This window comes from Duganella sp. 1224 (assembly GCF_013408245.1).
Classification (GTDB): Bacteria; Pseudomonadota; Gammaproteobacteria; order Burkholderiales; family Burkholderiaceae_D; genus Rugamonas.
Genome location: NZ_JACBYS010000003.1, coordinates 1 through 23,915, shown reverse-complemented (window position 1 = coordinate 23,915; position 23,915 = coordinate 1). Strand labels below are relative to the sequence as shown.

The 23,915-nt window shown below is 63.3% G+C and carries 23 protein-coding genes; 10 read left to right on the top strand and 13 right to left on the bottom strand.

The annotated features are described in order from the left end of the window. Nucleotides 1-66: 66 nt before the first annotated feature. Nucleotides 67-2,637 carry an EAL domain-containing protein gene (locus FHW58_RS16595; RefSeq protein WP_179674278.1) on the top strand — a complete coding sequence of 857 codons (2,571 nt, stop codon included), beginning with the start codon at nucleotides 67-69 and terminating at the stop codon, nucleotides 2,635-2,637. On the opposite strand, the gene xth is transcribed toward FHW58_RS16595, so the two are convergent. Further along, complete coding sequence (gene xth, locus FHW58_RS16590) at nucleotides 2,634-3,398, bottom strand: exodeoxyribonuclease III (protein ID WP_179674277.1); 765 nt, start codon at nucleotides 3,396-3,398, stop codon at nucleotides 2,634-2,636. The genes FHW58_RS16595 and xth overlap by 4 nt on opposite strands. Before the next feature lie 400 nt (nucleotides 3,399-3,798). Here xth and FHW58_RS16585 point away from each other — a divergent pair, with 400 nt between their 5' ends. Together FHW58_RS16585 and FHW58_RS16580 are read left to right on the top strand one after the other, a co-directional pair. Continuing rightward, nucleotides 3,799-4,215: a hypothetical protein gene (locus FHW58_RS16585; protein WP_179674276.1), complete on the top strand. Its 417-nt coding sequence runs from the start codon at nucleotides 3,799-3,801 to the stop codon at nucleotides 4,213-4,215. Between the two features lie 108 nt (nucleotides 4,216-4,323). Then, entirely contained in the window at nucleotides 4,324-4,764 is a 441-nt protein-coding gene (locus FHW58_RS16580; protein WP_179674275.1) for a hypothetical protein, read from the top strand. Nucleotides 4,765-4,772: 8 nt separating this feature from the next. Here the strand turns inward: FHW58_RS16580 and FHW58_RS16575 are convergent, their stop codons facing one another. Further along, the gene (locus FHW58_RS16575; protein WP_179674274.1) at nucleotides 4,773-6,266 is read right to left on the bottom strand and encodes a leucyl aminopeptidase; all 1,494 of its coding nucleotides are present in this window, start codon (nucleotides 6,264-6,266) and stop codon (nucleotides 4,773-4,775) included. A gap of 85 nt (nucleotides 6,267-6,351) precedes the next feature. On the opposite strand from FHW58_RS16575, the gene lptF reads away from it, so the two are divergent. The 4 genes from lptF (at nucleotide 6,352) to FHW58_RS16555 (ending at nucleotide 9,677) form a co-directional block, all read left to right on the top strand. After that, nucleotides 6,352-7,473, top strand: a complete 1,122-nt coding sequence (gene lptF, locus FHW58_RS16570) for an LPS export ABC transporter permease LptF (RefSeq protein ID WP_179674273.1) — start codon at nucleotides 6,352-6,354, stop codon at nucleotides 7,471-7,473. Nucleotides 7,474-7,477: 4 nt separating this feature from the next. Next, the gene (gene lptG / locus FHW58_RS16565) at nucleotides 7,478-8,647 is read left to right on the top strand and encodes an LPS export ABC transporter permease LptG (protein ID WP_179674272.1); all 1,170 of its coding nucleotides are present in this window, start codon (nucleotides 7,478-7,480) and stop codon (nucleotides 8,645-8,647) included. After that, on the top strand, nucleotides 8,647-9,018 hold the full coding sequence (locus tag FHW58_RS16560; RefSeq protein WP_179674271.1) for a sirohydrochlorin chelatase: 372 nt from the start codon (nucleotides 8,647-8,649) through the stop codon (nucleotides 9,016-9,018). The genes lptG and FHW58_RS16560 overlap by 1 nt, the downstream gene beginning before the upstream one ends. A gap of 191 nt (nucleotides 9,019-9,209) precedes the next feature. Beyond that, a complete protein-coding gene (locus FHW58_RS16555; protein ID WP_179674270.1) occupies nucleotides 9,210-9,677 on the top strand; it encodes a hypothetical protein in 468 nt (155 codons plus the stop codon). A 12-nt stretch (nucleotides 9,678-9,689) separates the two neighbouring features. On the opposite strand, the gene FHW58_RS16550 is transcribed toward FHW58_RS16555, so the two are convergent. The 8 genes from FHW58_RS16550 to FHW58_RS16515 form a co-directional block, all read right to left on the bottom strand. Next, nucleotides 9,690-10,460 carry a glutaminyl-peptide cyclotransferase gene (locus tag FHW58_RS16550; protein ID WP_179674269.1) on the bottom strand — a complete coding sequence of 257 codons (771 nt, stop codon included), beginning with the start codon at nucleotides 10,458-10,460 and terminating at the stop codon, nucleotides 9,690-9,692. Then, entirely contained in the window at nucleotides 10,460-11,182 is a 723-nt protein-coding gene (locus FHW58_RS16545) for a hypothetical protein (protein ID WP_179674268.1), read from the bottom strand. Before FHW58_RS16545 ends, FHW58_RS16550 begins: the two co-directional genes overlap by 1 nt. A 49-nt stretch (nucleotides 11,183-11,231) precedes the next feature. Then, the gene (gene cobA, locus FHW58_RS16540; protein WP_179674267.1) at nucleotides 11,232-11,993 is read right to left on the bottom strand and encodes a uroporphyrinogen-III C-methyltransferase; all 762 of its coding nucleotides are present in this window, start codon (nucleotides 11,991-11,993) and stop codon (nucleotides 11,232-11,234) included. A gap of 108 nt (nucleotides 11,994-12,101) precedes the next feature. Next, nucleotides 12,102-13,394 carry a sulfate adenylyltransferase subunit 1 gene (locus FHW58_RS16535; RefSeq protein ID WP_179674266.1) on the bottom strand — a complete coding sequence of 431 codons (1,293 nt, stop codon included), beginning with the start codon at nucleotides 13,392-13,394 and terminating at the stop codon, nucleotides 12,102-12,104. Then, nucleotides 13,394-14,323, bottom strand: a complete 930-nt coding sequence (gene cysD / locus FHW58_RS16530) for a sulfate adenylyltransferase subunit CysD (protein ID WP_179674265.1) — start codon at nucleotides 14,321-14,323, stop codon at nucleotides 13,394-13,396. The genes FHW58_RS16535 and cysD overlap by 1 nt, the downstream gene beginning before the upstream one ends. A 10-nt stretch (nucleotides 14,324-14,333) precedes the next feature. Then, nucleotides 14,334-15,050, bottom strand: a complete 717-nt coding sequence (locus tag FHW58_RS16525; RefSeq protein WP_179674264.1) for a phosphoadenylyl-sulfate reductase — start codon at nucleotides 15,048-15,050, stop codon at nucleotides 14,334-14,336. A 12-nt stretch (nucleotides 15,051-15,062) separates the two neighbouring features. Further along, a complete protein-coding gene (locus FHW58_RS16520; protein ID WP_373996694.1) occupies nucleotides 15,063-15,647 on the bottom strand; it encodes a DUF934 domain-containing protein in 585 nt (194 codons plus the stop codon). Continuing rightward, nucleotides 15,634-17,328 (bottom strand): nitrite/sulfite reductase, encoded by a 1,695-nt coding sequence (locus tag FHW58_RS16515; protein ID WP_179674262.1) that lies wholly within the window; start codon nucleotides 17,326-17,328, stop codon nucleotides 15,634-15,636. The genes FHW58_RS16520 and FHW58_RS16515 overlap by 14 nt, the downstream gene beginning before the upstream one ends. Before the next feature lie 153 nt (nucleotides 17,329-17,481). Here FHW58_RS16515 and FHW58_RS16510 point away from each other — a divergent pair, with 153 nt between their 5' ends. From FHW58_RS16510 to FHW58_RS16500, 3 genes are all read left to right on the top strand, one after another. Beyond that, entirely contained in the window at nucleotides 17,482-18,423 is a 942-nt protein-coding gene (locus tag FHW58_RS16510) for a CysB family HTH-type transcriptional regulator (RefSeq protein WP_179674261.1), read from the top strand. 14 nt (nucleotides 18,424-18,437) lie between these two features. Next, nucleotides 18,438-19,091 (top strand): class I SAM-dependent methyltransferase, encoded by a 654-nt coding sequence (locus FHW58_RS16505; RefSeq protein ID WP_179674260.1) that lies wholly within the window; start codon nucleotides 18,438-18,440, stop codon nucleotides 19,089-19,091. A 177-nt stretch (nucleotides 19,092-19,268) separates the two neighbouring features. Continuing rightward, nucleotides 19,269-20,336 carry a porin gene (locus tag FHW58_RS16500; protein WP_179674619.1) on the top strand — a complete coding sequence of 356 codons (1,068 nt, stop codon included), beginning with the start codon at nucleotides 19,269-19,271 and terminating at the stop codon, nucleotides 20,334-20,336. Here the strand turns inward: FHW58_RS16500 and FHW58_RS16495 are convergent. The 3 genes from FHW58_RS16495 to FHW58_RS16485 form a co-directional block, all read right to left on the bottom strand. Continuing rightward, entirely contained in the window at nucleotides 20,333-21,487 is a 1,155-nt protein-coding gene (locus FHW58_RS16495) for a PAS domain-containing sensor histidine kinase (RefSeq protein WP_179674259.1), read from the bottom strand. The genes FHW58_RS16500 and FHW58_RS16495 overlap by 4 nt on opposite strands. A 71-nt stretch (nucleotides 21,488-21,558) precedes the next feature. Beyond that, nucleotides 21,559-22,332 carry a LytTR family DNA-binding domain-containing protein gene (locus FHW58_RS16490; protein WP_179674258.1) on the bottom strand — a complete coding sequence of 258 codons (774 nt, stop codon included), beginning with the start codon at nucleotides 22,330-22,332 and terminating at the stop codon, nucleotides 21,559-21,561. Nucleotides 22,333-22,389: 57 nt separating this feature from the next. Next, nucleotides 22,390-23,724, bottom strand: coding sequence for a sensor histidine kinase (locus FHW58_RS16485; protein WP_179674257.1), 1,335 nt, complete (start codon nucleotides 23,722-23,724; stop codon nucleotides 22,390-22,392). Nucleotides 23,725-23,915: the final 191 nt, after the last annotated feature.

The following is a 23,915-nucleotide window of genomic DNA, read 5'->3' as shown; positions in this document are numbered from 1 at the left end:
TTTTGGGCGCACGGCACAAGTACTTTCATGGCGATCGGCGGGAATGTGGTTTATGATCTGCCAACTATGCTCTCCGATGCTACCGACGACCTGCGCGCCCAGCGCGAAGAACAACTGCGCCGCATGCTGCTGGAGCAGAAGGCCATTTTCGATAACGCCTCGGTCGGTATCCTGTTCAGCAAATCGCAGATCATGATGCGCTGTAACGCGCGCATGGCGGAGATGTTCGGCTACGCGCCGGGCGAGATGGAAGGGCTGCATTCCTCGGTCGTTTTCGAGTCGCTGGAAAACTATGCAGCGTTTGGCCGCGAGGCGACGCCGCTGCTCGGCGCCGGGCAGCCATTTGAAAAGCCGGCCTGGCGTTTCAAGCGCAAGGACGGCAGCTTGTTCTGGTGCCGCGTGCGCGCCAACGCCGTGGACACCGAGCATCGCGGTGGCGGCACCATCTGGATCCTGGAAGACGTGACGGACACGCTGCAGACGCAGATGGAGGTCGAGGCCATCATGACCAATGCCTCGATGAGCATCCTGTTCACCAAGAACCGCGTCATCACCCGCTACAACCGCGGCTTTGCCGAGATGTTTGGCTACGACGACAAGTCCGGCCTCGGCGTGCAGGGGCGCGCGCTGTATCCGTCGCAGGAAGCGTATGACAAGCTGGGCGCCGAGGCCTTTCCTTTTCTCTCCATCGGCAAGCCGTTCCAGACCGAGATGGAAATGCAGCGCGCCGACGGCTCCACGCTGTGGGCGCAGCTGATCGGCTACGTGGTCAACCCGGAAGATCCGTCGCAGGGTACGATCTGGGTGATCGAAGACCGCACCGAGCAAAAGCGCGCCGAGGAGGCGCTGCGCAACGCGCTGCTGGAGAACCAGGCGATTCTGGACAGCGCGGTGCTGGGCATCTCGGTGGTGGAGAACGGCCGCAACCTGCGCTGCAACCGCAAGATGGAAGAGTTGTTCGGCTATGCGCCGGGCGAGATGAACCATCTCAGCGTGCAGGCCTTCTACGCCGACAAGGACGCATGGGAGCACGCGCGCGCCGCCACCGTGCGCGACTTCCAGAACGGCCAGGTCAACGTCTCCGAGTATGAGCTGGTGCGCAAGGACGGCAGCACCTTCTGGGCACGGCTGTCCGGCCGGCCGTTCGACCTGGCGCACAACAGCGGCCGCTCGGTATGGCTGGTGGACGACATCACCGCGCGGCGCGAGGCGGCGGAGGCGGTGGCCCGCGCGCGCGACGAGCTGGAACTGCGGGTGCAGGAGCGCACCGCCGAACTGGCCGGCGCCAACGCGCTGCTGCAGGCCGAAATCGTCGAGCGCCGCCAGGTGGAGGCGCGGGTGCACCACATGGCGTATCACGACAGCCTGACCGGCCTGCCCAACCGCGCCTTGCTGTCGGACCGCCTGGACCGCGCCATGCTGGCGGCGCAGCGTTTCGACCGCAAGCTGGCGGTGATGTTCATCGATCTCGATCGTTTCAAGACCATCAACGATTCGCTTGGCCACATGACCGGCGACCAGTTGCTGAAGGAAGTGGCCAGCCGCCTATGCCGCGCGGTGCGCGCCAGCGATACCGTGGCCCGCCTGGGCGGCGACGAATTCGTGGTGCTGGTGCCGGGCATCCGTCTGCCGGACGAAGCGGGGCAGGTGGCCGAGAAGATCATCGAGGCGCTGTCCGAAGGCTTTCCGCTGGAGGGCCGCAATCTGCACATCACGCCGTCGATCGGCATCAGCATGTATCCGGACGATGGCGGCGACGTCGAGGCGCTGATGCGCAACGCCGACAGCGCCATGTACCACGCCAAGGCCAGCGGCCGTAACAACCACCAGTTCTTCAAAGAGGTGATGAACCAGACGGCGGCGCGCCACTTCGAGCTGGAGTCCAGCCTGCGCGGGGCGCTGGCCGCCAATGAGTTCGAGTTGTACTTCCAGCCCATCATGGACATCGGCACGCGCCGGTTGCACGCGATGGAGGTGCTGCTGCGCTGGCGGCGCGGCGGCACCGAGGGCGAGCTGGTGACGCCCGACCAGTTCATTCCCATCATCGAGGAAAACGGCATGATCGTGCCGGTGGGCGAATGGGTGATACGCCAGGCCTGCGAGCAGATCATGCTGTGGCAGCGGCAGGGCATGGTGCCGGTGCCGCTGGCGGTCAACCTGTCGCCGCGCCAGTTCATGCATCGCGGGCTGCTGGCCTCGGTGCGGGCGATACTGGAGGACACCGGCATCGCGCCGTCCATGATCGAATTCGAAATCACCGAGACGGCGCTGATGCAGCACGGCGAACAGACGCTGGAAATCCTCGGTCACATCAACGCCATGGGCATCCGCCTGTCGATCGACGATTTTGGCACCGGCTATTCGTCGCTGGCTTACCTGAAGCGCTTCCCGGTGAAGAAGATCAAGATCGACCGCGCCTTCATCAAGGACCTGGAGCAGAGCGCCGAAGACCGCGCCATCGTGGCCGCGATCATCGCGCTGTCGGACAGCCTGCAGCTGTCGGTGGTGGCGGAGGGCGTGGAGACGGAGGGGCAGTACGCGCTGCTGCAGCGGCATGGCTGCCAGTTCGCCCAGGGCTACCTGTTCTCGCAGCCGGTGCCGCATGCCACCGCCCAGCTGCTGCTGCCGCGCTGTTAGCTGAAGGTGGCCACCACCGGCGTGTGGTCGGACGGCTGCTCCCATTTGCGCGGCACGCGGTCGATGACGCAGGCGGTGCAGCGCTGCTTGAGCGCGTCCGACAGCAGCAGGTGGTCGATGCGCAAGCCCTTGTTCAGGCGGAAGCCCAGGCCGCGGTAATCCCACCAGCTGAACGACTTGTCCGGTTGCTCGAACATGCGGAAGGCGTCGGTCAGGCCGATGTCCAGCAGGCGCTTGAGCTGCGCGCGCTCCTGCGGCGACACATGAACCATGCCTTCCCACGCGGCCGGGTCATGCACGTCGCGGTCTTCCGGCGCGATGTTGTAGTCGCCCACCACCGCCAGTTGCGGGTAGGCCGCCGCCTGTTCCTGGATCCAGTCGTGGAAGGCGTTCAGCCACGCCATCTTGTAGTCGAATTTGTCCGAGCCGAGCGCCTGGCCATTGGGCACATAGGCGCACACCACGCGCACGCCGTCGATGGTGCCGGCGATGATGCGCTGCTGCGGATCGTCGAATTGGGGATTGTTCTTGACGATATCGTGGATCGGCTGGCGCGAAATGATGGCCACGCCGTTATACGTTTTCTGGCCGGTGTAGGCCACGTGATAGCCGGCCGCTTCCAGTTCTGCCAGTGGAAACTTGTCGTCCGTTAATTTTGTTTCTTGAATAGCTAGCACATCGGTGGGGTTTTCCTCTAGCCATTTCATAACGTGCGGCAGTCTTACGTTCAAAGAGTTAACATTCCAAGTGGCTAATTTCATGTGATCGTGCTTTCTGGTAAGGTCGAGTGGCTTGCATCTTACAGTATCCGGATTTAACAGATAAGTTGTTAGGTTGTAAAGTTGTATGAAAAAACATGAAAAGCCCTTCCTTATTTCATGCGGGAGGGCCTAAAATGTTGCGAAATGTGTGAAATCAAAAAAAAATTGCCAATACTGTCTCGTTGTTGTCAGAATAGAACTGGAAAGCAAGACAAAGTAAGCAAAATAGAAATATACTAGTACAAATTGAGTGGAAAACTTGTGTTTCCGTTTAGCAACTAAGACAGCGTAATTCAGGCATCTTTTTGTGTTGTGATGGCGCAATAAGTGATACCATACGGAAATTACTTGTGGTTTTTATAGTGAATTGCGCTTAGCGCGTTTGCAAAGGAATGAAAAAATGCGATCTGCATTTGAGGCATGGGCACAGCGCGATGGCCATATCGTACGCCGTCGTGAAGACAAGCCAGACGAATATCTGGTCTTCGAAACGCAACGCCGCTGGGTAATCTGGCAAGCGGCGCTGGAACATGGCAAACCGCCGGGCGGCCGCAAGACCGCCGCACAGAAGGAGGCTGCTGCCGCCGAGAAGCGCGCCGTCGCCGCCGTGCAACGTCCGCCAGCGATCAACCCTGACGAAGCGGCCGTGCGCAACCAGGTGCTGAACGAGGTGCTGGATGCCTTTTCGTCGCTGGGCGGCGAGCGCGGCATGGACGACATCCTGAAAGTGGTGCAGGGCCTGAAGCAGAAGCAGCAGGAACAGGCTGCCGCGCCGCTGGCCAGCGCCGAGAAGACGGCGGACCGCCACAACGCCTGAGGCGCCCGGCGAAGGCGTAAAGTGCAAGGCTTTACGCCGCCTGATCCACTGACTAAAACCGCCTGCGGGCTGGTACACTCGTCTGCATCGCTATTCCCGAGACAGACCATGTATCTCCGCCCCGCTGCAGCGGTTGCGTTGTTCGCCTCACTGGCGGGCTGCGCTTCCCTGACCGAATCCACCGACCAGAATGTGCTGGTGCAAACCGTGCTCGATCACCGCGAGATCGCCGGGGTCGGCTGCGTGCTGTACAACGACATGGGCAAATGGTTCGTCACCACGCCGGCGCGCGTGACGCTGCGCAAGAGCGCCGGCCCGCTGCGCATCGACTGCGAAAAGAGCGGCAAGGGCTGGGCTTACGAGAAGGTCGATTCCAGGGCGGACGCCAATATCTGGGGCAACCTGGTGCTGACGGCCGGCGTCGGCCTGTATGTGGACCGCAATACGGGCGCGGGCTACGACTACCCGTCGATACTGACGGTGGTCATGCGCCCGGCCCAGGAGAAGGAAGAAGGGCCGCCGCCGGCGCCCGGCGTGACCCTGTTCTGACCGCGCGCTTAGGCGCGATTGATCAGGAAGTTCGACAGCAGCGGCACCGGACGGCCGGTCGCGCCCTTGTTGCCGCCCGATTTCCACGCGGTGCCGGCGATGTCCAGGTGTGCCCAGGTGTACTTGCGGGTGAAGTTTTCCAGGAACGCGGCCGCCGTGCACGAGGCGCCGCCCGGCGTGCCGATGTTGGCCAGGTCGGCGAAGTTGGACTTCAGCTGCTCGTTGTACTCCTCGCCGATCGGCAGGCGCCATGCGGTGTCGCTGGCGGCTTTGCCGGCGGCCATGATCTCGTCGGCCAGCTTGTTGTGGGCCTCGTCGTCGCGGGTGAACAGGCCGCTCTTGTGGTGGCCCAGGGCGACGATGCAGGCGCCGGTCAGCGTGGCGATGTCGATCACCGCGGCCGGGTTGAAGCGCTCGGCGTAGGTCAGGGCGTCGCACAGAATCAGGCGGCCTTCGGCGTCGGTGTTCAGGATCTCGATGGTCAGGCCGTTCATCGAGGTGACGATGTCGCCTGGCTTGGTGGCGCGGCCGGACGGCATGTTCTCGCACGAGGCGATCACGCCGATCACGTTCAGCTTCAGGTTCATCTCGCCGATGGCGCGGAAGGTGCCCAGCACCGAGGCGGCGCCGCCCATGTCGTACTTCATCTCGTCCATGCCCGGACCCGGCTTGAGCGAGATGCCGCCGGTGTCGAAGGTGATGCCTTTACCGACCAGTACCACCGGCGCGTCCTTCGGCTTGCCGCCCATGTGCTTGATGATGATGAACTTCGGCGGCTGCTCGCTGCCGTTGGTGACCGACAGGAAGCTGTTCATCTTCAGCGCTTCCAGCTGTTTGCGGTCCAGCACTTCGACGTCGAACTTGTAGTCCTTGCCCAGTTTCTTGGCGACGTTGGCCAGGTGGGTCGGGGTGCAGACGTTGGCCGAGGTGTTGCCCAGTTCCTTGGTCAGGTCCATGCCGTTGGCGATGGCGATGGCTTGCGCCAGCGCGATCTTGGTGGCGGCGTTGTTCGGCACGGCCAGGGCGATCTTCCTGACGCCGGCCGGTGCCGGGTCCTTCTTGCTCTTCTGGCCATCGGTGCGGAACACCGATTCGTGGGCGCTCTGCACGATGCAGCGGATGGCCCAATTGACGTCGCGCTCTTTCACTTCGGTGGCCGGCAATGCGATAATAGCGTCGCTCGCGCCCAGGGTGGAGAACACCTTCAGCGCCGCGGTCACGCCGCCGGCAAAGCTTTTCTCGCTGACGGCTTCGTCGCTGCCCAGGCCCACCAGCAGTACGCGCTCGGCGCTGGCGCCCTTGACGCCGCGCAGCAGCAGGGTGGTGCCGGCCTTGCCGGTGATGTCGCCGGACTTGAGCGCAGCCGTGATTTCACCGGCGCCGTCCAGCGCCTTGGCAGCCTGCGACAGCTTTTTGTTCTCGAAGACCGCGACGGCGATGACGCCGGCTTTGGCCGTAGCGATGGTGTTTTTTGTGTCGAATGCTTTTATGCTAAAGTCCATTTGATTCTCCGTGTCGTGTACGTACTTAAAACTTGTGGTCCCATGTAGCTTATATATGGGCCAAACTACCGAATTATAATCTTCAATGATCTTTCAACGCGCCCTACGACGTGAAATGGCCAGTGCCGCCGGGGCCACCTTCACTGTGTTGTTCAGCATTAGCGTCACCTGGACCCTGATCGGGGTCCTCGGCAAAGCCGCCGGCGGCAAGGCCGCTTCGGGTGACGTGGTCGCGCTGATCGCTTTCGCCGTGCTGAATTATCTGCCAACTCTCGTCATCCTCACCAGTTTTATTTCGGTGCTGATGGTGGTCACGCGGACCTACCGCGATTCCGAAATGGTGGTGTGGTTTGCCTCGGGACTGAGCCTGGCGCGCTGGGTGCGCCCGGTGCTGACTTTTGGCCTGCCGCTGGTGCTGATCACCGCCGGCCTGAGTTTCATCGCCACCCCGTGGGCCAAGCAGAAAAGCATGGAGTACGTGGAGCGCTTCGAGAAGCGCGAGGATCTGCAAAAAGTCTCGCCCGGCCAGTTCAAGGAATCGGCCGCCGCCAACCGCATCTTCTTCGTCGAAGGCGTGGCCGGCAAGTCGGCGGTGGTGCAGAACGTGTTCGTCAACACCACCGATGCGCGCGGCGACGCTGTCATCGTCGCGCGCGAGGGCGTGGTCAACACCGGCCCCAAGGGCGAGCGCTATCTGGTGCTGAAGAACGGCCGCCGTTACCAGGGCACGCCGGGCCAGGCGGACTTCCAGACCATGGAGTTCGACAGCTACAGCATGCGCGTGACGCAGCAGACGCAAGACCTGGAGTCCGACCACGAGGCGGTGGCCATGCCGACCATGGAGCTGCTGCAGCACGAGGGCAGCGTGGCGCGCGCCGAGCTGCTGTGGCGCATCGCCCAGCCGCTGACCTGCCTGGTGCTGATCTTGCTGGCGGTGCCGCTGGGTTTCGTCAACCCGCGCGCCGGCAGCTCGGCCAACCTGATCATCGCGCTGCTGGTGTTCTTCAGCTATAACAACTTCGTCAAGCTGGTGGAGGCCAGCGTCAAGCAGGGCAAGGGCAGCTTCGCGCTGTCGTGGTGGCCGCTGCACCTGGCGGCGCTGCTGGTGGTGTTTGGCCTGTTCGCCTGGCGGCTCAACCTGAACCACCGCTACCATCCGCTGGCGCTGCTGGCCGCATACAAGCGTTCGCGCAACAAGAAAGACTGATCGCATGAAAATCCTGCAACGCTATTTCGCGGTCTCGATACTGCAAGCGGTGGCCTTTGTGCTGGTGGCGTTTCTGGCGCTGCAAGCCTTCATGGACCTGACCGGCGAACTGCCGGCGGTGGGCACCAACGGCTACGCGATCCAGTACGCGTTTTTGTACGTGCTGGTGCAGCTGCCCAGCCACGTGTATGAAGTGATGCCGCTGGCGGCGCTGATCGGCACCATCTACACGATGGCGCAGTTCGCGGCCACGTCGGAATTCACCATCATGCGCGCGTCCAGCATGTCGACCGGCACGGTGGCGTGGATGCTGGCCAAGATCGGTGTAGTCCTGGTGGTGATCACCTTCATCTTCGGCGAACTGATTGCGCCGCGCACCGCGCCGATGGCCGAAAAGATCCGCCTCAGCGCGCGCGGCGCCGCCATCTCCACCGAGTTCCGTTCCGGCCTGTGGACCAAGGACATCGTCAAGTCCAACGGCATGACCGGCGAGGTGACCGGCTCGCGCTTCTTCAACGTGCGCCAGGTGAAGCCGGACGGCACGCTGATCGGCGTCAAGCTGTACGAGTTCGACACCAACTTCCGCCTGCGCTCCATCACGCTGGCCAAGACCGGCACCTTCCAGGGCAATAACAAGTGGCTGCTGAGCGATGTGACGGAAAACCTGTTCAGCAATCCCAAGCTGCTCAAGCCCGGCGCCGAGGCCAACCTGGAGAACAACTTCGCGCAGGAGTCGGGCATGATCACCACCCGCCACAGCGCCACCAAGGACCTGCTGTCTGAAATCACGCCGAAGATCCTGCAGGTGGCCGGCTCCGACCCGGACCGCATGTCGGCGCTGGAGCTGGCGGTGTACACCCGCCACCTGCAGGAGAACAAGCAGGAAACCGAGCGCTTCAAGATCGCCTTCTGGAAGAAGCTGTTCGACCCGCTGACCATCTTCGTGCTGATGGCGCTGGCCCTGCCGTTCGGCTACCTGCACACGCGTAGCGGTGGCGTGAGCCTGAAAATCTTCATCGGGATTATGATCGGCGTCAGTTTCCAGCTGGTCAACGCGCTGTTCTCGCACCTGGGTGTGCTCAGCACCTGGCCGGCGATCGTGACGGCGATCGCCCCGAGCATGTTGTTCCTGCTGCTGGCGCTGGGCGCCTTGTGGTGGGTGGAGAGACACTGATGACGCAACGTGCGCTGATTTTATTTGCACATGGCGCCCGCGCCGCATCGTGGGCGGCGCCGTTCGAGCGCCTGCGCGACCTGACGCAGGCCCGCCAGCCGGAGGTGCGCGTGGAGCTGGCCTTCCTGGAGCTGATGTCGCCGCGCCTGCCGGAAGTGGCGGCGGCACTGATCGGCGACGGCATCCTCGATCTTACCGTAGTGCCGGTATTCCTCGGGCAGGGCGGTCACGTGTTGCGCGACCTGCCGCTGATGATCGACGAACTGCGCGTGGCCTATCCGCAAGCCGCCATCAAGGTGGTGGAAGCGGCCGGCGAAAACGAGGCGGTGCTCAAAGCGCTTTCCGACTACTGCGTCAGCGCCCTCGCTTAGCGGCGCAAGCGGGAATCGCACAACCCGCACGGCGGCGAACAAGGGTCGGACCCCGTACGGGGTCCGACCCTGACCTTTAGGGGTAGGCCGTGCGGCTCACTCCAACGTTGGCGCATATATGCCTCATCTAACAGAAGGAATGCAAAATAGCCTCTAAGCTGTGACTTCCACACATACGGGAGTGAGCAAAGATGAGCATCCGGAATCTACTCTCCTCCGCGCTGATCGGCGCGGTGGCAAGCGCGCGTTCGATGACACCGATGGCAACCCTGGCAGCGGCCCGGCTGGCCCACCGCGAGACGCCCGGCGAATTGTTCCTGCTGGACCGTCCACTGTTCAAATACGGCGCGCTGGCGATGGGCGCCGGCGAGCTGGCCGGCGACAAGATGAAGACCGCGCCAGACCGCACGGTGTTCCTTGGCCTGCTGGCGCGCGTGGCCAGTGCCGGCATCGCCGGTTCCGCGCTGGCGCCCAAGGGGCAGGAGAAAGCCGGCGCCGCGCTGGCCGTGGCCACCGCCGTGCCGCTGGCTTATCTCACGCTGGCGGGCCGCAAGCGCGCCATGGCAAAGATCGGCCAGACCAAAAGCGGCTTGATCGAGGACGCGCTGATCGTGGCGGCGGGCGCCGCCATCGTGGCGCTGGCTACCCGGTCGAGCTAGCGGCGGAGCGGCTTATTTGCGCGGTACGATCTTGACTTCGTAAATTTTCGGCCACAGTTTGCCGGTGACGAACAGGCGCTTCTTCTCGGCGTCGTAGGCGATACCGTTCATGACGTTTTCGCCGTTGGGGCCTTTGCCGGCGTCGGGATAGAGTTTGCTGAAATCGATCCAGCCGGTGATCTTGCCGCTGCTCTGGTCGATGCGGGCGATGGTGTTGGTGTGCCAGATGTTGGCGTAGATTTCGCCTTCCACCACTTCCAGCTCGTTGAGCTGATCGACCGCGATGCCGTCCGCCGTCACCTTCACGCGCCGCACTTCGAGGAAGGTCTTGGGGTCGAGGAAACGCAGCGTGGCCGTGCCGTCGCTCATCACCAGCTCCTTGCCGTTCTGCGCCAGGCCCCAGCCTTCGCCCGGATAGGCGAACTGGTTTTTCAGTTCAAAGGTCTTGAGATCGAACACGAAGCCGGTCTGCGTCTGCCACGTCAGGCCGACCAGCGTGTCGCCCCAGGCGGTCAGGCCCTCGCCGAAATACTGTGGCGGGATGTCCTTGCTCTGCAGGACCTTGCCGCTGGCCAGATCGACCTTGCGGATCGACGATTTGCCGTTCAGGCCCGTGCTCTCGTACAGGAAACCGTCGCGATACAGCAGGCCTTCGGTGAAAGCCTGCGTGTCGTGCGGATAGCTGCGCACCACCTTGAAATCGTAGGTGGGCAGCGCCGCGTGGACGGCGGCGGCGGGCAGCAGGGAGGCGAGGAGGAGGGCTTGAGCGTAAATCTTTTTCACTATGCAGTCACCGAATGTTGTAGTTCAACCATGGCGTCCAGCGTGGTGCCGGGAGCGTCCAGCTCCGCTTGCACACAGGCGCGCGCCTCGGGCGCCTGCACCAGATCCACAGCCTGCTGGCGCGCGCGCTCCGCCGCAGCAGTATCGCCGCAGCCGGTCAGCAAGTCCAGTACCAGCGCCACTTCGGTGATGTAATTGAAAACGTCGGCCAGCAGTTCGGCCATGCCGTCGTGGGTCAGCACGTTGAGATGGCTTTTCTGTTCATTCAGGTGGGCAGCGGCATCCGCGAGGTGCTGCTCGGGATCCGGCAGGTAGCGGCGCGCCAGCGGGTAGTCGCCGCAGACCATCAACGCCGGCAGCGCGGTGTGCGCGACTTCCGCCGCCAGCGCGTCGGGCAACTGCTGGAACAGGCGGTAGGTGTTTTGCAAGTCGCCCAGCTTGTCGTTGATGACGCTGACGTCGTTGAAGGTGGCGGCATCGGTCGGCGCGGCCAGCAGTTGCGCGGTGAGGCGGTCGCGTTCCGCCACCAGTGCCTGGCGCGCGGGCAGGTATTCTTCCGCAAGCCGGGCCCACGCTGCCAGCACGTAGGACAGGCGCAGCGAGGCGGTGTCCGGGTCTTTGGCGGTGGCGTCGAACAGCCGGGTGTAGTCCTGCAGGGCGGCTTCAAATTCGCCGGCGGAGTGGGCGTTCCAGGCGCGTTCCAGTTGTTGAACAATGTCCATTGCTACCTCGTGTGGTGGGAGTGGACATTTTAATACCGAATTTTGGAAGTCAGGCGCGGAGTTGGGCGGCTATTGGACCGCTACTCTCCGCATCGCAGGGCTGGTGCGGGCGCGGGTGCATGGCTTCGCCGATCATCACCAGCACCGGGCCGTGCGGCCTGCCCAGGCCCTGCGTCAGTTGGGCGATGGTCATGCGGTGGATGCGCTGGTCGGCGCGGCTGACGTTCTCGATAACCACCACCGGCTTGTCCGGCGCGTGACCGTGCGCCAGCAGGCGCTCGGCGGTGGCGATGGCCTCGCGGCCGCCCATGTACTGCACCAGCGTGTCGGTTTCCGGAATGGCGTCGTGGTCCGAATGCTCGGGCGCGGTGGAGGAGGTGAAGAAGGCCACGCTGCGGGCGACGCCGCGCTTGGTCAGTGGTTGTTTGGTGGCCGCCGCCGCGGCCAGCGCGGTGGTGATGCCGGGGACGATGTCGGCCTCGATGCCGGCTTCCTCCAGCGCGCGCAGCTCTTCGTCGGCGCGGCCGAACATCATCGGGTCGCCGCCTTTGAGGCGCACCACCAGGGGGGCGCGCCGGGCGGCTTGCACCAGTTGCTGGTTGATGAGCTGCTGCGCCACCGAGCGCTGGCCGCTGCGTTTGCCGACCGGGATCTTCTCGGCCTGCGGGCACAGTTCCAGCATCTCGGGCGTGACCAGGGCGTCGTGCAGCACGATGTCGGCTTGCGCCAGCAGGCGTGCGCCGCGCAGGGTGATCAGGTCTTGCGCGCCGGGACCGGCGCCGATGAGGTAGACCTTGCCGGGAAGTGTCATGGTGTGTTGGCTCTCGCCCCGTCATTCCGGCGCAGGCCGGAATCCATGGACAGCATGCGGGATGCTCAGCATGGATTCCGGCTTTCGCCGGAATGACGGCGGTTGGGGTTACAGGCGGATCATGCCGGCGGCGACGGTTTGGTGCGTCACCTCATCGATCAGGATGAAGGCGCCGGTCGCGCGGATATCGCTGTAGGCGTCGGCCGCCAGCGGCTGCTGCACGGCCAGTTCGATGGTGGCGATGTCGTTCAGCTTCAGGCCCTCGGCGCCATGCCGTTGCTGGGTGTTGATGTCCAGCAGGGACTCGATCGCCTTGACCTTGGCCGACGTCTGCCTGGTGCCGTGCTTGATCCAGTACTTGCGGCGCAGGTCCAGCGCTTCGTCGGACATCCAGCACACATCGGCCTTCAACTGCTTGAGCTGCGTGGCCGGCTGCTCGGCGCTGGCCAGCAGGTCGCCGCGCGACACGTCCACGTATTCTTCCAGCAGCAGCGTGATCGACTGGCCGGCCACCGCCGACTGGTGCGAACCTTCCAGCGTGACGATGTCCTTGACGGTCGCGCTCTGGCCGGAGGGCTGCACCACCAGCTTGTCGCCCACCGACACCTTGCCAGCTTCGATGCGGCCCATGTAGCCGCGGAAGTCGTTGGCTTCGTGGCCGTTGTGGCGCGCCACCAGCTGCACCGGGAAACGGAACGGCGCGTCGTGCGACTCGTCGTACACCGACAGCGATTCCAGCAGCTCGATCAGCGTCGGGCCCTGATACCAGCCCAGCTTCTCGCTCTTTTCCACCACGTTGTCGCCGGTCAGGGCAGACAGCGGAATCGGCGTGATGTCCTTCAGGCCCAGCGACGCGGCAAACTCGCCGTACGCTTTGACGATGCGGTTGTAGATATCCTGGTCGTAGTTCACCAGGTCCATCTTGTTGACCGCGACGATCACGTGTTCGATCTGCAGCAGGTGGGCGATGGTCGAGTGGCGCTTGGTCTGGATCAGCAGATCGACGCCGCCATCTTCGCGCAGCTTGACCTTCGACACGTCCACCAGGATGATGACCGCGTCGGCGGTGGAGGCGCCGGTGACCATGTTGCGGGTGTACTGCTCGTGGCCCGGCGTGTCGGCGATGATGAACTTGCGCTTGGGCGTGGCGAAGTAGCGGTAGGCCACGTCGATGGTGATGCCTTGTTCGCGCTCGGCTTCCAGGCCGTCGGTCAGCAGCGACAGGTCGACCGTGTCGCCGACAGTGCGCTTGTGCTTCGAGCGCGACATGGCGTCCAGCTGGTCGGCGAAGATGCCTTTGCTGTCGAACAGCAGGCGGCCGATCAGGGTGGACTTGCCGTCGTCGACGGAACCGGCGGTGATAAAGCGCAGCAGGCTTTGTTCGTTGGTGTGCTGAGTCATTAGAAGTATCCTGCTTTTTTACGTTTTTCCATCGAGGCTTCGGACGTCTGGTCGTCCATGCGCGTGGCGCCGCGCTCGGTCACCTGCGTCACCGCGGTTTCCGCGATGATCTGGTCCACGCTGGCCGCGTCCGAGGACACCGGGCAGGTGCAGGAGATGTCGCCGACGGTGCGGAAGCGCACCACCTGTTTTTCGACGGTTTCGCCTTCGCGCGGCGGCGTCAGTTCGGTCACCGGCACCAGCAGGCCGTTGCGCGGAATGACGTCGCGCTCGTGGGCAAAGTAGATCGGCGGCAGTTCCAGCTTTTCGCGGGCGATGTACTGCCACACATCCAGCTCGGTCCAGTTCGAGATCGGGAACACGCGCATGTTTTCGCCGGGATGGACGCGGGTGTTATACAGATCCCACAGTTCCGGGCGTTGCGACTTCGGGTCCCACTGGCCGAATTCGTCGCGGAAGGAGAAGATGCGTTCCTTGGCGCGGGCTTTCTCTTCATCGCGGCGCGCGCCGCCGATGCAGGCGTCGAAGCCGTGTTCGGCGATGGTTTCCAGCAGCGTGACCGCCTGCGCGGCGTTGCGCGAATCGGTTTGCGGATTACGCAGGCGCACCGTGCCTTTCTTGATCGAGTCCTCGACCGAGCCGACGATCAGGCGCTCGCCCAGTTCGGCCACGCGCTTGTCGCGGAAGGTGATCACTTCCGGGAAGTTATGGCCGGTGTCGACGTGCACCAGCGGGAACGGGAATTTACCGGGACGGAAAGCCTTCTCGGCGATGCGCAGCAGCACCACCGAGTCTTTACCGCCCGAGAACAGCAGGGCAGGGTTGCTGCATTCGGCGGCCACTTCGCGCATGATGTGGATCGCTTCCGATTCCAGTGCATCGAGGTGGCGCGCGTTCACGTGCGCGTTGTTTTCTACTAAAGCGTTCATTTGAATTCTTTCAAGCTGCGACAGGTTTAATGCGTATCAGTTTGCCGTCGACCACGTGGAGGCCGCATTCCTTCGATTCCGGGTTCTCCCACCACCAGCGGCCGGCGCGAACATCCTCGCCAGGCTGGATGGCGCGGGTGCACGGTTCGCAACCGATCGATGGATAGCCCTGGTCGTGCAGCGCGTTGTACGGCACGCCGTTGTCGCGGATGTACTGCCAGACGTCTTCCTCCGACCAGTCGGCCAGCGGATTAAACTTGGTCATGAAGTGGGCCGGATCGTCTTCCTCCACCATCAGCGACGAGCGGGTGGCCGCTTGCGCGCGGCGCTGGCCGGTGACCCAGGCTTTTTTGCCCAGCAGCGCGCGGCCCAGCGGCTCCACCTTGCGGATGCGGCAGCATTCCTTGCGCATCTCGATGCTGTCGTAGAAGGCGTTCAGGCCGTTCTGCGCGACGTAGGCGTCCACTGCTTCCTGCTGCGGCTTGAACACGGCGATGTCGTAGCCGTAGTGCGCTTTCACCTTGTCCAGCATGGCCAGCGTTTCCTTGTGCAGGCGGCCGGTCTCCAGCGAGAAGATGCCGATGTCGTAGCCGCCTTTCAGAATCAGATCCGTCAGCACCATGTCTTCCGCCGCCAGCGAGGAGGCGAAGACGGCCGGAGAAAAATCGCTGGCGATGCGGGACAGCGTGGCGCGCGTGTCCGCAATCAGCTTGCTCAGGTCAGTCATGTGGCGCTCCAATCAGATGCCGGCGCCGTCGTTGTTGATCGCCGCCGGCGCGGGGCGCGCGTGGCGGCGGAACAGCGGCACTTTCTGGTCCACCGACGCCTGATAGGTTTCCGAGAAGTCGGACAGGCCTTTCAGCGCATCGTACGGATCGCGGTCCGGGCGCACCGAGAACGCGTCAAAGCCCACGCGCTGCATGGAGAACAACTGGTCGCGCAGCACGTCGCCGATGGCGCGCAGTTCGCCGGTCCAGCCCAGGCGGGTGCGCAGGTTGTAGGCGATCGAATAGCCTCGGCCATCGGTGAACTTGGGGAAGTCGACGGCGATCAGCGGGAACTGGTCCAGCAGGCCTTTCAGCGTTTCGGGACGTTCGTCGGACGCGATCCACACGGCGATCTCGCCGGCGGCGGTGCGCGCCGCCAGCACTTCGCGCTGCACCAGCCACAGGCTCAGTGGCACGATGAATTTGCCGGCGGGGACGGCCACGGTGGCCGGGTCGTGCGCCGGCGCGCCTTCGACCGGTTCGGCCAGGCGCAGCACCTGCCAGTCGTCTTCCACCACTTCGCGGCCCTTGATCATCAAATGCTTAGACATATTCATCCTCTCCCACCAGGCGGCCGCCTTTTTCAGCGATCGGCGTGGCGTACACAAATTCCTTGAACGGCGCGACGCCGATGCGCCCCACGCATTCGGCGAACGACTCGCCCTCAAAACGATCACGCAGGTAGACCTGCAGCAGGCGGTCGATCACTTCCGGCATTTGCAGCGCGGAGAACGACGGGCCGATAATCTTGCCGATGGCGGCGTTGTTGCCCTGCGCGCCACCGATCGACACCTGGTACCATTCGCTGCCATCCTTGTCCACGCCCAGCACGCCGATGTTGCCGACGTGGTGGTGGCCGCAGGCGTTGATGCAGCCGGAGATATTCAGTTCGATCTCGCCGATGTCGTGCTGGTAGTCGAGATCATCGAAACGCTCGGCGATGGCGGCGGCGATCGGGATCGACTTGGCGTTGGCCAGCGAGCAGAAGTCGCCGCCGGGGCAGCAGATGATGTCGGTCAGCAGGCCGATATTCGGCGTCGCCAGGCCATGCGCCTTGGCTTCCTGCCACAGCGCGAACAACTGCGACTGCTCGACGTCGGCCAGGATGATGTTCTGTTCGTGGGTGACGCGCAGTTCGCCGAAGCTGTAGCGGTCCGCCAGGTCGGCCATGAAGTCCATCTGCTCGGCGGTGGCGTCGCCCGGCGGCACGCCGGTCTTCTTCAGCGACAGCACCACGGCCGCGTAGCCCGGCACCTTGTGCGGCTTGACGTTGCGGTTGATCCAGTTGGCGAAGGCCTTGTTGCCCGGCTGCGCGGCGACCACGTCGCTGTCCTCCAGCGTCTTGTAGGCCGGCGGCTGGAAGAAGTCGATGATGCGCTGCATCTCTTCGGTGGTCAGCGTTTCCGGGCCGTCTTTCAGGTCGGCCCATTCCGCTTCCACCTGGCGGGTGAATTCCTCCACGCCGATGGCCTTCAGCAGGATCTTGATACGCGCCTTGTACTTGTTGTCGCGGCGGCCGTACTGGTTATACACGCGCATCACGGCTTCGGTATAGGTCAGCAGGTGCTGCCATGGCAGGAATTCGCGGATCACGCTGCCGATGATCGGCGTGCGGCCCATGCCGCCGCCGGCCATGAACTTGAAGCCGATTTCGCCGGCCTCGTTGCGCACCACGGTCAGGCCGATGTCGTGGATGGCGATGGCGGCGCGGTCCTCGACGGCGCCGTTGATCGCCACCTTGAATTTGCGCGGCAGGGCGATGAATTCGGGGTGGAAGGTCGACCACTGGCGCAGCACCTCGGCGTACGGGCGCGGATCGATGATCTCGTCGGCGGCTACGCCGGCAAACGGATCGGAGGTAGTGTTGCGGATGCAGTTGCCCGAGGTCTGGATGGCGTGCATCTCCACCGAGGCCAGGTCGGCCAGGATATCCGGGGTCTGCTCCAGCTCAACCCAGTTAAACTGGATGTTTTGGCGAGTGGTGAAGTGACCATAGCCACGATCATACTTCCGTGCGATATGGGCAAACATGCGCATTTGCTTGCTTGCCAACAGGCCATACGGTACGGCAATGCGCAGCATGTAGGCATGGCGCTGCAGGTACAGGCCGTTTTGCAGGCGCAGCGGCAGGAATTCTGCCTCGGTCAGCTCATCGGCGAGGCGGCGGCGTACCTGGTCGCGGTACTGGGCGATGCGCTCCCGGACAATGAGGTGGTCGTATTGGTCGTATTGATACATGAATATTCTTCCTGGATAGTCGCTGATTCCCCAAACTAGCGCTAATAGTAATAAACTTCGTCTTTATTCCATACGACTTAGTCTTTATTTGCTTATATAAGGATTGGGCATAAGCATGGACGCTAATAATTTTAAGATGGGCCAAGACCTGCAATGAACCTTCATCAACTGCGCTTCGTGCGCGAAGCAGTACGCCAGAACTACAACCTGACCGATGCCGCCAAGGCGCTGTTCACCTCGCAGCCGGGCGTGTCCAAGGCGATCATCGAACTGGAGGAGGAACTGGGGGTGGACATCTTCACCCGCCACGGCAAGCGCATCCGCGGCCTGACCGAGCCGGGCCGGCTGGTACTGCAGTCGGTGGAACTGATCATGCAGGAGATCGACAGCCTGAAGCGCATCGGCAAGGAGTACGCGGCACAGGACAGCGGCAGCTTCACCATCGCCACCACCCACACCCAGGCGCGCTACACGCTGCCGAAGGTGGTGCAGGCCTTCATGGTCAAGTTCCCCAAGGTGCGCTTGTCTTTGTTGCAAGGCAATCCGCAGCAGATCGCCGAGATGGTGCAGCGCGACCAGGCCGACCTGTGCATCGCCACCGAGTCGATCGCCGGCGTCACCGGCCTGGTCACCTTGCCATGCTACCAATGGGAACACGTGGTGGTGGTGCCGCCCGATCACCCCTTGCTGCGCAACAAGCAGCCGACGCTGGAAGAGATCGCGGCTTTCCCCATCATCACGTATGATGGCGCCTTCGCCGGCCGCAGCAAGATCGACCACGCCTTCTCGCTGCGCGGCCTGAAGCTGGACGTGCTGCTGGAAGCCATCGACGCCGACGTCATCAAGACGTATGTGGAGCTGGGCATGGGGATTGGTATCATAGCGGGCATGGCCTTCGACGCCGAGCGCGACAAGAACCTGCGCGCCATCCCCGTGGGCCACCTGTTCGGCATGAACGTTTCGCGGGTGGCGGTCAAGCAGGGCGCCTACCTGCGCAGCTATATCTACACCTTTATTGAACTGCTGGCCCCGACGCTTAACCGCAAGTTGATCGAACAGGCCATGAGCGGTGAAAAAGAGAACTACGAACTATAAGAGAAAGCATCAACATGATTACCAACCAGTTGACACAATATTACGCCGTCAACGCGGACAACTATGACCAGGTCTACGCCCAGGAAGAGCGTTTCGACGACCTCGATGATTTGCAGGAGATGGTCGCCGAGCTGTTCCAGGACCACAAGGTGCTGGAACTGGCTTGCGGCACCGCCTACTGGACCGACCTGATCTCGGAAGTGGCCGAGTCGGTGCACGCCACCGATATTTCGCAGGAAATGCTGGACCTGGCCGAAACGCGCGGCCTGGACGAGGACATCGTCACCTTCGAGCAGATGGACGCCTTCAACCTGCCGGACGGCCTGGAAGGCCAGTACACGGCGGTGTTCGCCGCCGGCCTGTGGGCGCACCTGCCGCGCGAGCAGCACGAGAAGTATCTGAAGACCCTGCGCGCCAAGCTGGGCAAGGATGTGCTGCTGGTGCTGCTGGACGAATCGTATGTCGATGGCAACTCGGCGCCGATCGCCCGCACCGACGCCGAAGGCAACACCTACCAGATCCTGACCGCCGACGATGGCCAGCGCTACGAAATCCTCAAGAATTACCTGACCGACAGTACGCTGCGCAAGCGCTTCGCCGCGCACACCAAGCAGTTCCGCACCGAGCGGCTGCAGTACTACTACTTGTTAAGTTGCCGCCTGAAATAATCTTAAAAGCCGCTTAAGCGGCTTTTTTATTTTCCAATGATGTCGATTTACAACAAATTGGCGTTGTCACATTGTTGAAGTAATTGACAGGCATGATCTCGGCCGTGGAATCAATTGTGCAGTATTTCTTCAACCTCAAGTAGAGAACATCAAGTGAAAAAACTTACTCTGGCAGCAATGATCATCGGTGGCTTCGCAGCCCAAGCCCAAGCGCAATCGAACGTCACGATCTACGGTCTGGTCGATGCCGGTATCGTCAGCGAGCGCGGTGGCGCAGCAGGCAACCTGACCAAAGTTACCAGCGGCATCGGCGGCCAGTCCCGCCTGGGCTTCCGCGGTACCGAAGACCTGGGCAACGGCCTGTCGGCCATCTTCCAACTGGAAAACGGCTTCCGCGCTGATGACGGCTCGCTGGACAACAGCAACAGCGCCCTGTTCAACCGTCAAGCTTACGTTGGCCTGAAGAGCAAGGACGCCGGCCAACTGACCATCGGCCGTCAATACACCATGCTGTACAACGCGCAAAGCCAGGTGGCCGACCCATTCGGCGCAGGCTATGCCGGCACCATCAAGAACCTGTTCCCATCGGTGGGCGCCAACACTCGCGTCAGCAACGCCCTGGTGTACTCGACCCCGGTGATGGAAGGCTTCAGCGCCGACGCACTGTACGCCCTGGGCGAGCAGCAAGGCAGCGCCACCGCCGGCCGTCAGTTCGGCCTGGGCCTGAACTATTCGCAAGGCCCGCTGAATGCGCGCCTGGTGTACAACAACAAGAACAACGATACCGCCGCCACGCTGACCACCCCGGCCAAGCCGCAGGACACCGGCCGCAACACCATGTTCGCCGCCAACTACGACTTCCAGGTCATCAAGGCTTACTTCGCCTACGGTGCGGACAAGGGCATCAAGAGTGCTGAAATCCCGAACGGCAACAATCCGTACAACTACACCGTGGCGCCGAAGGCCAGCACCGACAGCAACGAGTTCCTGATCGGCGCGCAGATCCCGGTGGGTTCGGGCACCATCATGACCTCGTACATCCGCAAGAACGACAAGACCGCCGCCAACCAGGACGCCGATCAGTGGGCGCTGGGCTACCTGTACTCGCTGTCCAAGCGCACCGGCGCCTACATCGCCTACGCCAAGATCAAGAACAAGAACGGCGCCGGCTACACCGTGGGTAACAACAACGAATCCGGCAGCGGCGACAAAGCCTTCAACCTGGGCATCCGTCACGCCTTCTAAGTTGGCTCTGGCGGCAGCGGCAAGCGGATCATGATCCGGGTGCCGCCGTCGCTGACGATGGCGATATCGCCATGCAGCGCCCAGACGCGTTCGCGCATCCCGATCAGGCCGAAGGACGAGGCTTTGTCCATGTCCTTTTCGGCGATGCCGCGGCCGTCGTCATGTATCGTCACATGCAGCGTGGCATCTTGCCGGTACAGTGACAGCGCCACCTTGCCGGCCTGGGCATGGCGGGCAATGTTGGTCAGCGCCTCCTGCACGATGCGGAAGATGGCGGTGCTGTAGGCATCATCGAGTATCAAATCCTCCTCATACGCGTCCAGCGTGCAATCGATGTTGTTGCGCTCGACGAACTCCTGGCGCAGGCTCTCCAGCGCGAAATACAAGCCTCCCTCATCCAGCGCGCGCGGCCGCAGGTTGCCGGCAATCCGCCGCAGCGACGAGATGGCCGACATCAGCAGCTCATCCATGCCGGCCTGCAACTTGCGGGCGCTGGCATTGTGGCCCGCATGCCGTTGCAGCAGCGCCAGGTCGCCGCGCAGCGTGGCCAGCAGTTGGCCGAGATCGTCGTGCAGCTCACGCGCGATGTGCTTGCGCTCCTCCTCGCGGATGGTCTGCAGCGCCGCCGACAGTTCGCGCAGTTGCGAATACGACTGCTCCAGCTGCTCCTGCACCTGCTTGCGCTCGGTAATGTCGCGCAAAATGATGGTGTAGATGCGGCCGCCATTCTCGGCCAGCGACGAAATCGTCCCCTCCAGCGGGAAATGCTGGCCGCTGGCCCGCAGGCCGGTCACCGCGTAATCGCTGGTGCGCCGCCCCTTCATGCGCATGCGGATGCCGGTGCTGCCGAAGTACTGGGCGGCGCCGTTGCCGCCGTGCTGGCGCTGGTCGCGCGGGATGAAGTGGTGCAGCGGCGCGCCCTGCATCGCCTGCACCGTGGTGCCGAACATGCTGGCGGCGGACGGATTGACCTGCAGGATGCGCTGGCGCTCGTCGGTGGAAATGATGGCGTCGGTGGCGTGCTGGATGATGCCGCGGCTGCGCTTGGCCGCGGCGGCGCTGTGCGCGCATGACCAGCCGAGCCGCCAGGACAGGCGGCCGGTCAGGGTCAGCGCGGACAGGACTAACAGGGTGGTGGCAACTCGGCTCATGGCGTCACTCCCCGCGGCCGACAGGGCCGCGTGGACTTACGCTAAACCGGAAACCGGTGGCGACTGTTGATCTACATCTGCTTGAACAGATGCAGGAAGCTACGGCTGACTTCCAGCTTGTCGGAACGGCCCTTGATCATCACCAGGTGGCGGCCGCGGATGTCGCGCGTCACGCCCTCGATGGCGTTGACGTTGACCAGCGTGGCGCGGTGGATCTGCCAGAACAGCGCCGGGTCGAGCTCCTCGGCCAGGTCGCGCACTGGCTTGCGGATCAGCGCCTCGTACTTCTCGGTCTGGACGCAGGTGTATTTTTCGTCCGAGCGGAAGAACAGGATTTCCTCGACCGGGATCATGCGCAGATCCTGGCCGATGCTGGCCTGTATCCATTGCAGGTGGGCCGGCTTGGGCGCGGCGATCTTCTCGGTCAGCTGGGCCAGCATGGCGGTGACGCTGGCGTTGATGTCGGCGCCGGCGGCAGCGGCCGGCTTGTTGAGGCGGCCCTTGAGGCGGTCGACCGTCACCTGCAGGCGTTCCGGCTCGGGCGGCTTCAGCACGTAGTCGATGGCACCGCGCTCGAAAGCCTCCACCGCGTAAGCGTCGTAGGCGGTCACGAACACGATGTTGCTCTTGTTGCCGATGACGGCGGCCGCTTCCATGCCGGTCTTGCCCGGCATGCGGATATCGAGGAAGGTGAAGTCGGGCTTGAGCTGGTCGACCAATTCGATCGCCTCGTCGCCATTCTTGGCTTCGCCGATAATCTCCAGCTCGGGCCAGACCTGGCCCAGGCGCATGCGCAACTGGTCGCGCATCAAACGTTCGTCGTCTGCAATGATTGCTGTAGGCATAGTGCGGGTGTGTGTTGGTGTTTAAATCATTATTCAACGAATTGCGTTAATACGCAATCATGCTGTCTTTTTTGCCAACTGGTAGGGCACTTCGATGGTGACGATGACGCCGCTCGGACTGTTGGCGGCGATCAGCAACTGGCCCTGGTCGCCGTGCAGCAGTTTCAGGCGCTCGCGGATATTCGACAGCCCCAGGCCGGTGCCGGTGCTGGGCTTGGCGCCGAAGCCGAGGCCGGTGTCGGAGACGGTCACGCGCAGCTTGTTGTGGGCGACGTCGGCGCGCACCTTCAGCATGCCGCCCTCCGGCTTGCCCTCCAGGCCGTGCTTGATGGCGTTTTCCACCATCGATTGCAGCATCATCGGCGGGAAGGCGGCGGTGCGCAGGCCTTCTGGCACGTCGAACTCGACGGTGAGGCGTTCTTCCATGCGCATCTTCAGCAGGTTGAGGTAGGCCTCGACCATGTCAGCCTCGCGGCCGAGGTTGGTGAACAGCGAGCTGTCGCGCATTTGCGGCAGCACCGCGCGCAAGTATTTGATCAGGCTGTGCTGCATGGCCGAGGCGCGCGGCGGATCGGTTTCGATCAGGTGCTCGACCGAGGCCAGCGTGTTGAACAGGAAGTGCGGCTCCACCTGGGCCTGCATCATCTGCATCTTGGCCTCGCTGAGCTGGCGCTGCATGGATTCACGCTCGGCGGCGGCGTTGGCGGACTGGGTTTCGGCTTCCGCGCGCTTCTTGCTGCCCATCAGTGCCTTGGTGCCGAACAGGAACAGCACCAGCAGCGTGATGAAGCTCTTGAACCAGGTCGAGGCCTGGCCGTGGTAGCGGGCCACTTTCTGCTCGGCGGCGGTGTCGACCGCCTCTTCGATCGCGTTGGACAGTTCCTCGCCGATTTGCGGCGGCAGGTCGATGTGGACCTCCTCGCCCGGCAGCGCCGGCAGGGCGGGGACCGAGGCGGCGCCGTTCTTGCCGCTTTTGGACGGCTTGGCCGAGGTGGTCGGGCTGGCCGGGGTGGCGGGCGTCTCGGGCGCGGCTGGCGCCTCCGCCGCCTCGGGCGGCTCGGCCGCTTCGGGCGCGGACGGCGTCTCGGTGCTGTCGTCCGCGTTCTTGTTGCGGATCTTGCGCGGGTTGAAGTGAATGCCGCTATCGTCGATCAGGATGTTGGAGTCGCCGCCTTTGCGCTTGGAGGAGTGCGTGCGCTCGTCCTCCTGCACTGGATTGGACGAGAACAACTCGTCCTGCAGGATGGAGCCGGCAAGCAGCATCAGGATGGCAAACACCAGGAACTTCCACCACGACAGCTGCGTCACCCAGGTGGCGGTGGCGTCGAACGCGCGGTGCAGCCAGCTGCCGGCGGTCTTCAGGGTGTCTTGCACTTTAGGCGTAGGAAACATGAACGGCTTTCACACTTAACATGATGCAAGTGTACCCAGCGCCGCCGCTGTACGCCATGCGCGTGCGACAGTCTGCAAAAAAAGGCGACCAGACGGTAATGCCGTTAAGTTAAGCGCGTCGCTCCGGCGAAGGCCGGAGCCCATGGAACGCCAGCGTGCCATATCGCATGCTGTCTATGGATTCCGGCCTG

Coding starts and splice junctions, on each gene's coding strand:
- FHW58_RS16595 (WP_179674278.1), top strand. CDS start 67: ATGCTCTCCGATGCTACCGACGACCTGCGCGCCCAGCGCGAAGAACAA.
- xth (WP_179674277.1), bottom strand. CDS start 3,398: ATGAAATTAGCCACTTGGAATGTTAACTCTTTGAACGTAAGACTGCCG.
- FHW58_RS16585 (WP_179674276.1), top strand. CDS start 3,799: ATGCGATCTGCATTTGAGGCATGGGCACAGCGCGATGGCCATATCGTA.
- FHW58_RS16580 (WP_179674275.1), top strand. CDS start 4,324: ATGTATCTCCGCCCCGCTGCAGCGGTTGCGTTGTTCGCCTCACTGGCG.
- FHW58_RS16575 (WP_179674274.1), bottom strand. CDS start 6,266: ATGGACTTTAGCATAAAAGCATTCGACACAAAAAACACCATCGCTACG.
- lptF (WP_179674273.1), top strand. CDS start 6,352: ATGATCTTTCAACGCGCCCTACGACGTGAAATGGCCAGTGCCGCCGGG.
- lptG (WP_179674272.1), top strand. CDS start 7,478: ATGAAAATCCTGCAACGCTATTTCGCGGTCTCGATACTGCAAGCGGTG.
- FHW58_RS16560 (WP_179674271.1), top strand. CDS start 8,647: ATGACGCAACGTGCGCTGATTTTATTTGCACATGGCGCCCGCGCCGCA.
- FHW58_RS16555 (WP_179674270.1), top strand. CDS start 9,210: ATGAGCATCCGGAATCTACTCTCCTCCGCGCTGATCGGCGCGGTGGCA.
- FHW58_RS16545 (WP_179674268.1), bottom strand. CDS start 11,182: ATGGACATTGTTCAACAACTGGAACGCGCCTGGAACGCCCACTCCGCC.
- cobA (WP_179674267.1), bottom strand. CDS start 11,993: ATGACACTTCCCGGCAAGGTCTACCTCATCGGCGCCGGTCCCGGCGCG.
- FHW58_RS16535 (WP_179674266.1), bottom strand. CDS start 13,394: ATGACTCAGCACACCAACGAACAAAGCCTGCTGCGCTTTATCACCGCC.
- cysD (WP_179674265.1), bottom strand. CDS start 14,323: ATGAACGCTTTAGTAGAAAACAACGCGCACGTGAACGCGCGCCACCTC.
- FHW58_RS16525 (WP_179674264.1), bottom strand. CDS start 15,050: ATGACTGACCTGAGCAAGCTGATTGCGGACACGCGCGCCACGCTGTCC.
- FHW58_RS16520 (WP_373996694.1), bottom strand. CDS start 15,647: ATGAATATGTCTAAGCATTTGATGATCAAGGGCCGCGAAGTGGTGGAA.
- FHW58_RS16515 (WP_179674262.1), bottom strand. CDS start 17,328: ATGTATCAATACGACCAATACGACCACCTCATTGTCCGGGAGCGCATC.
- FHW58_RS16510 (WP_179674261.1), top strand. CDS start 17,482: ATGAACCTTCATCAACTGCGCTTCGTGCGCGAAGCAGTACGCCAGAAC.
- FHW58_RS16505 (WP_179674260.1), top strand. CDS start 18,438: ATGATTACCAACCAGTTGACACAATATTACGCCGTCAACGCGGACAAC.
- FHW58_RS16500 (WP_179674619.1), top strand. CDS start 19,269: ATGATCATCGGTGGCTTCGCAGCCCAAGCCCAAGCGCAATCGAACGTC.
- FHW58_RS16495 (WP_179674259.1), bottom strand. CDS start 21,487: ATGAGCCGAGTTGCCACCACCCTGTTAGTCCTGTCCGCGCTGACCCTG.
- FHW58_RS16490 (WP_179674258.1), bottom strand. CDS start 22,332: ATGCCTACAGCAATCATTGCAGACGACGAACGTTTGATGCGCGACCAG.
- FHW58_RS16485 (WP_179674257.1), bottom strand. CDS start 23,724: ATGTTTCCTACGCCTAAAGTGCAAGACACCCTGAAGACCGCCGGCAGC.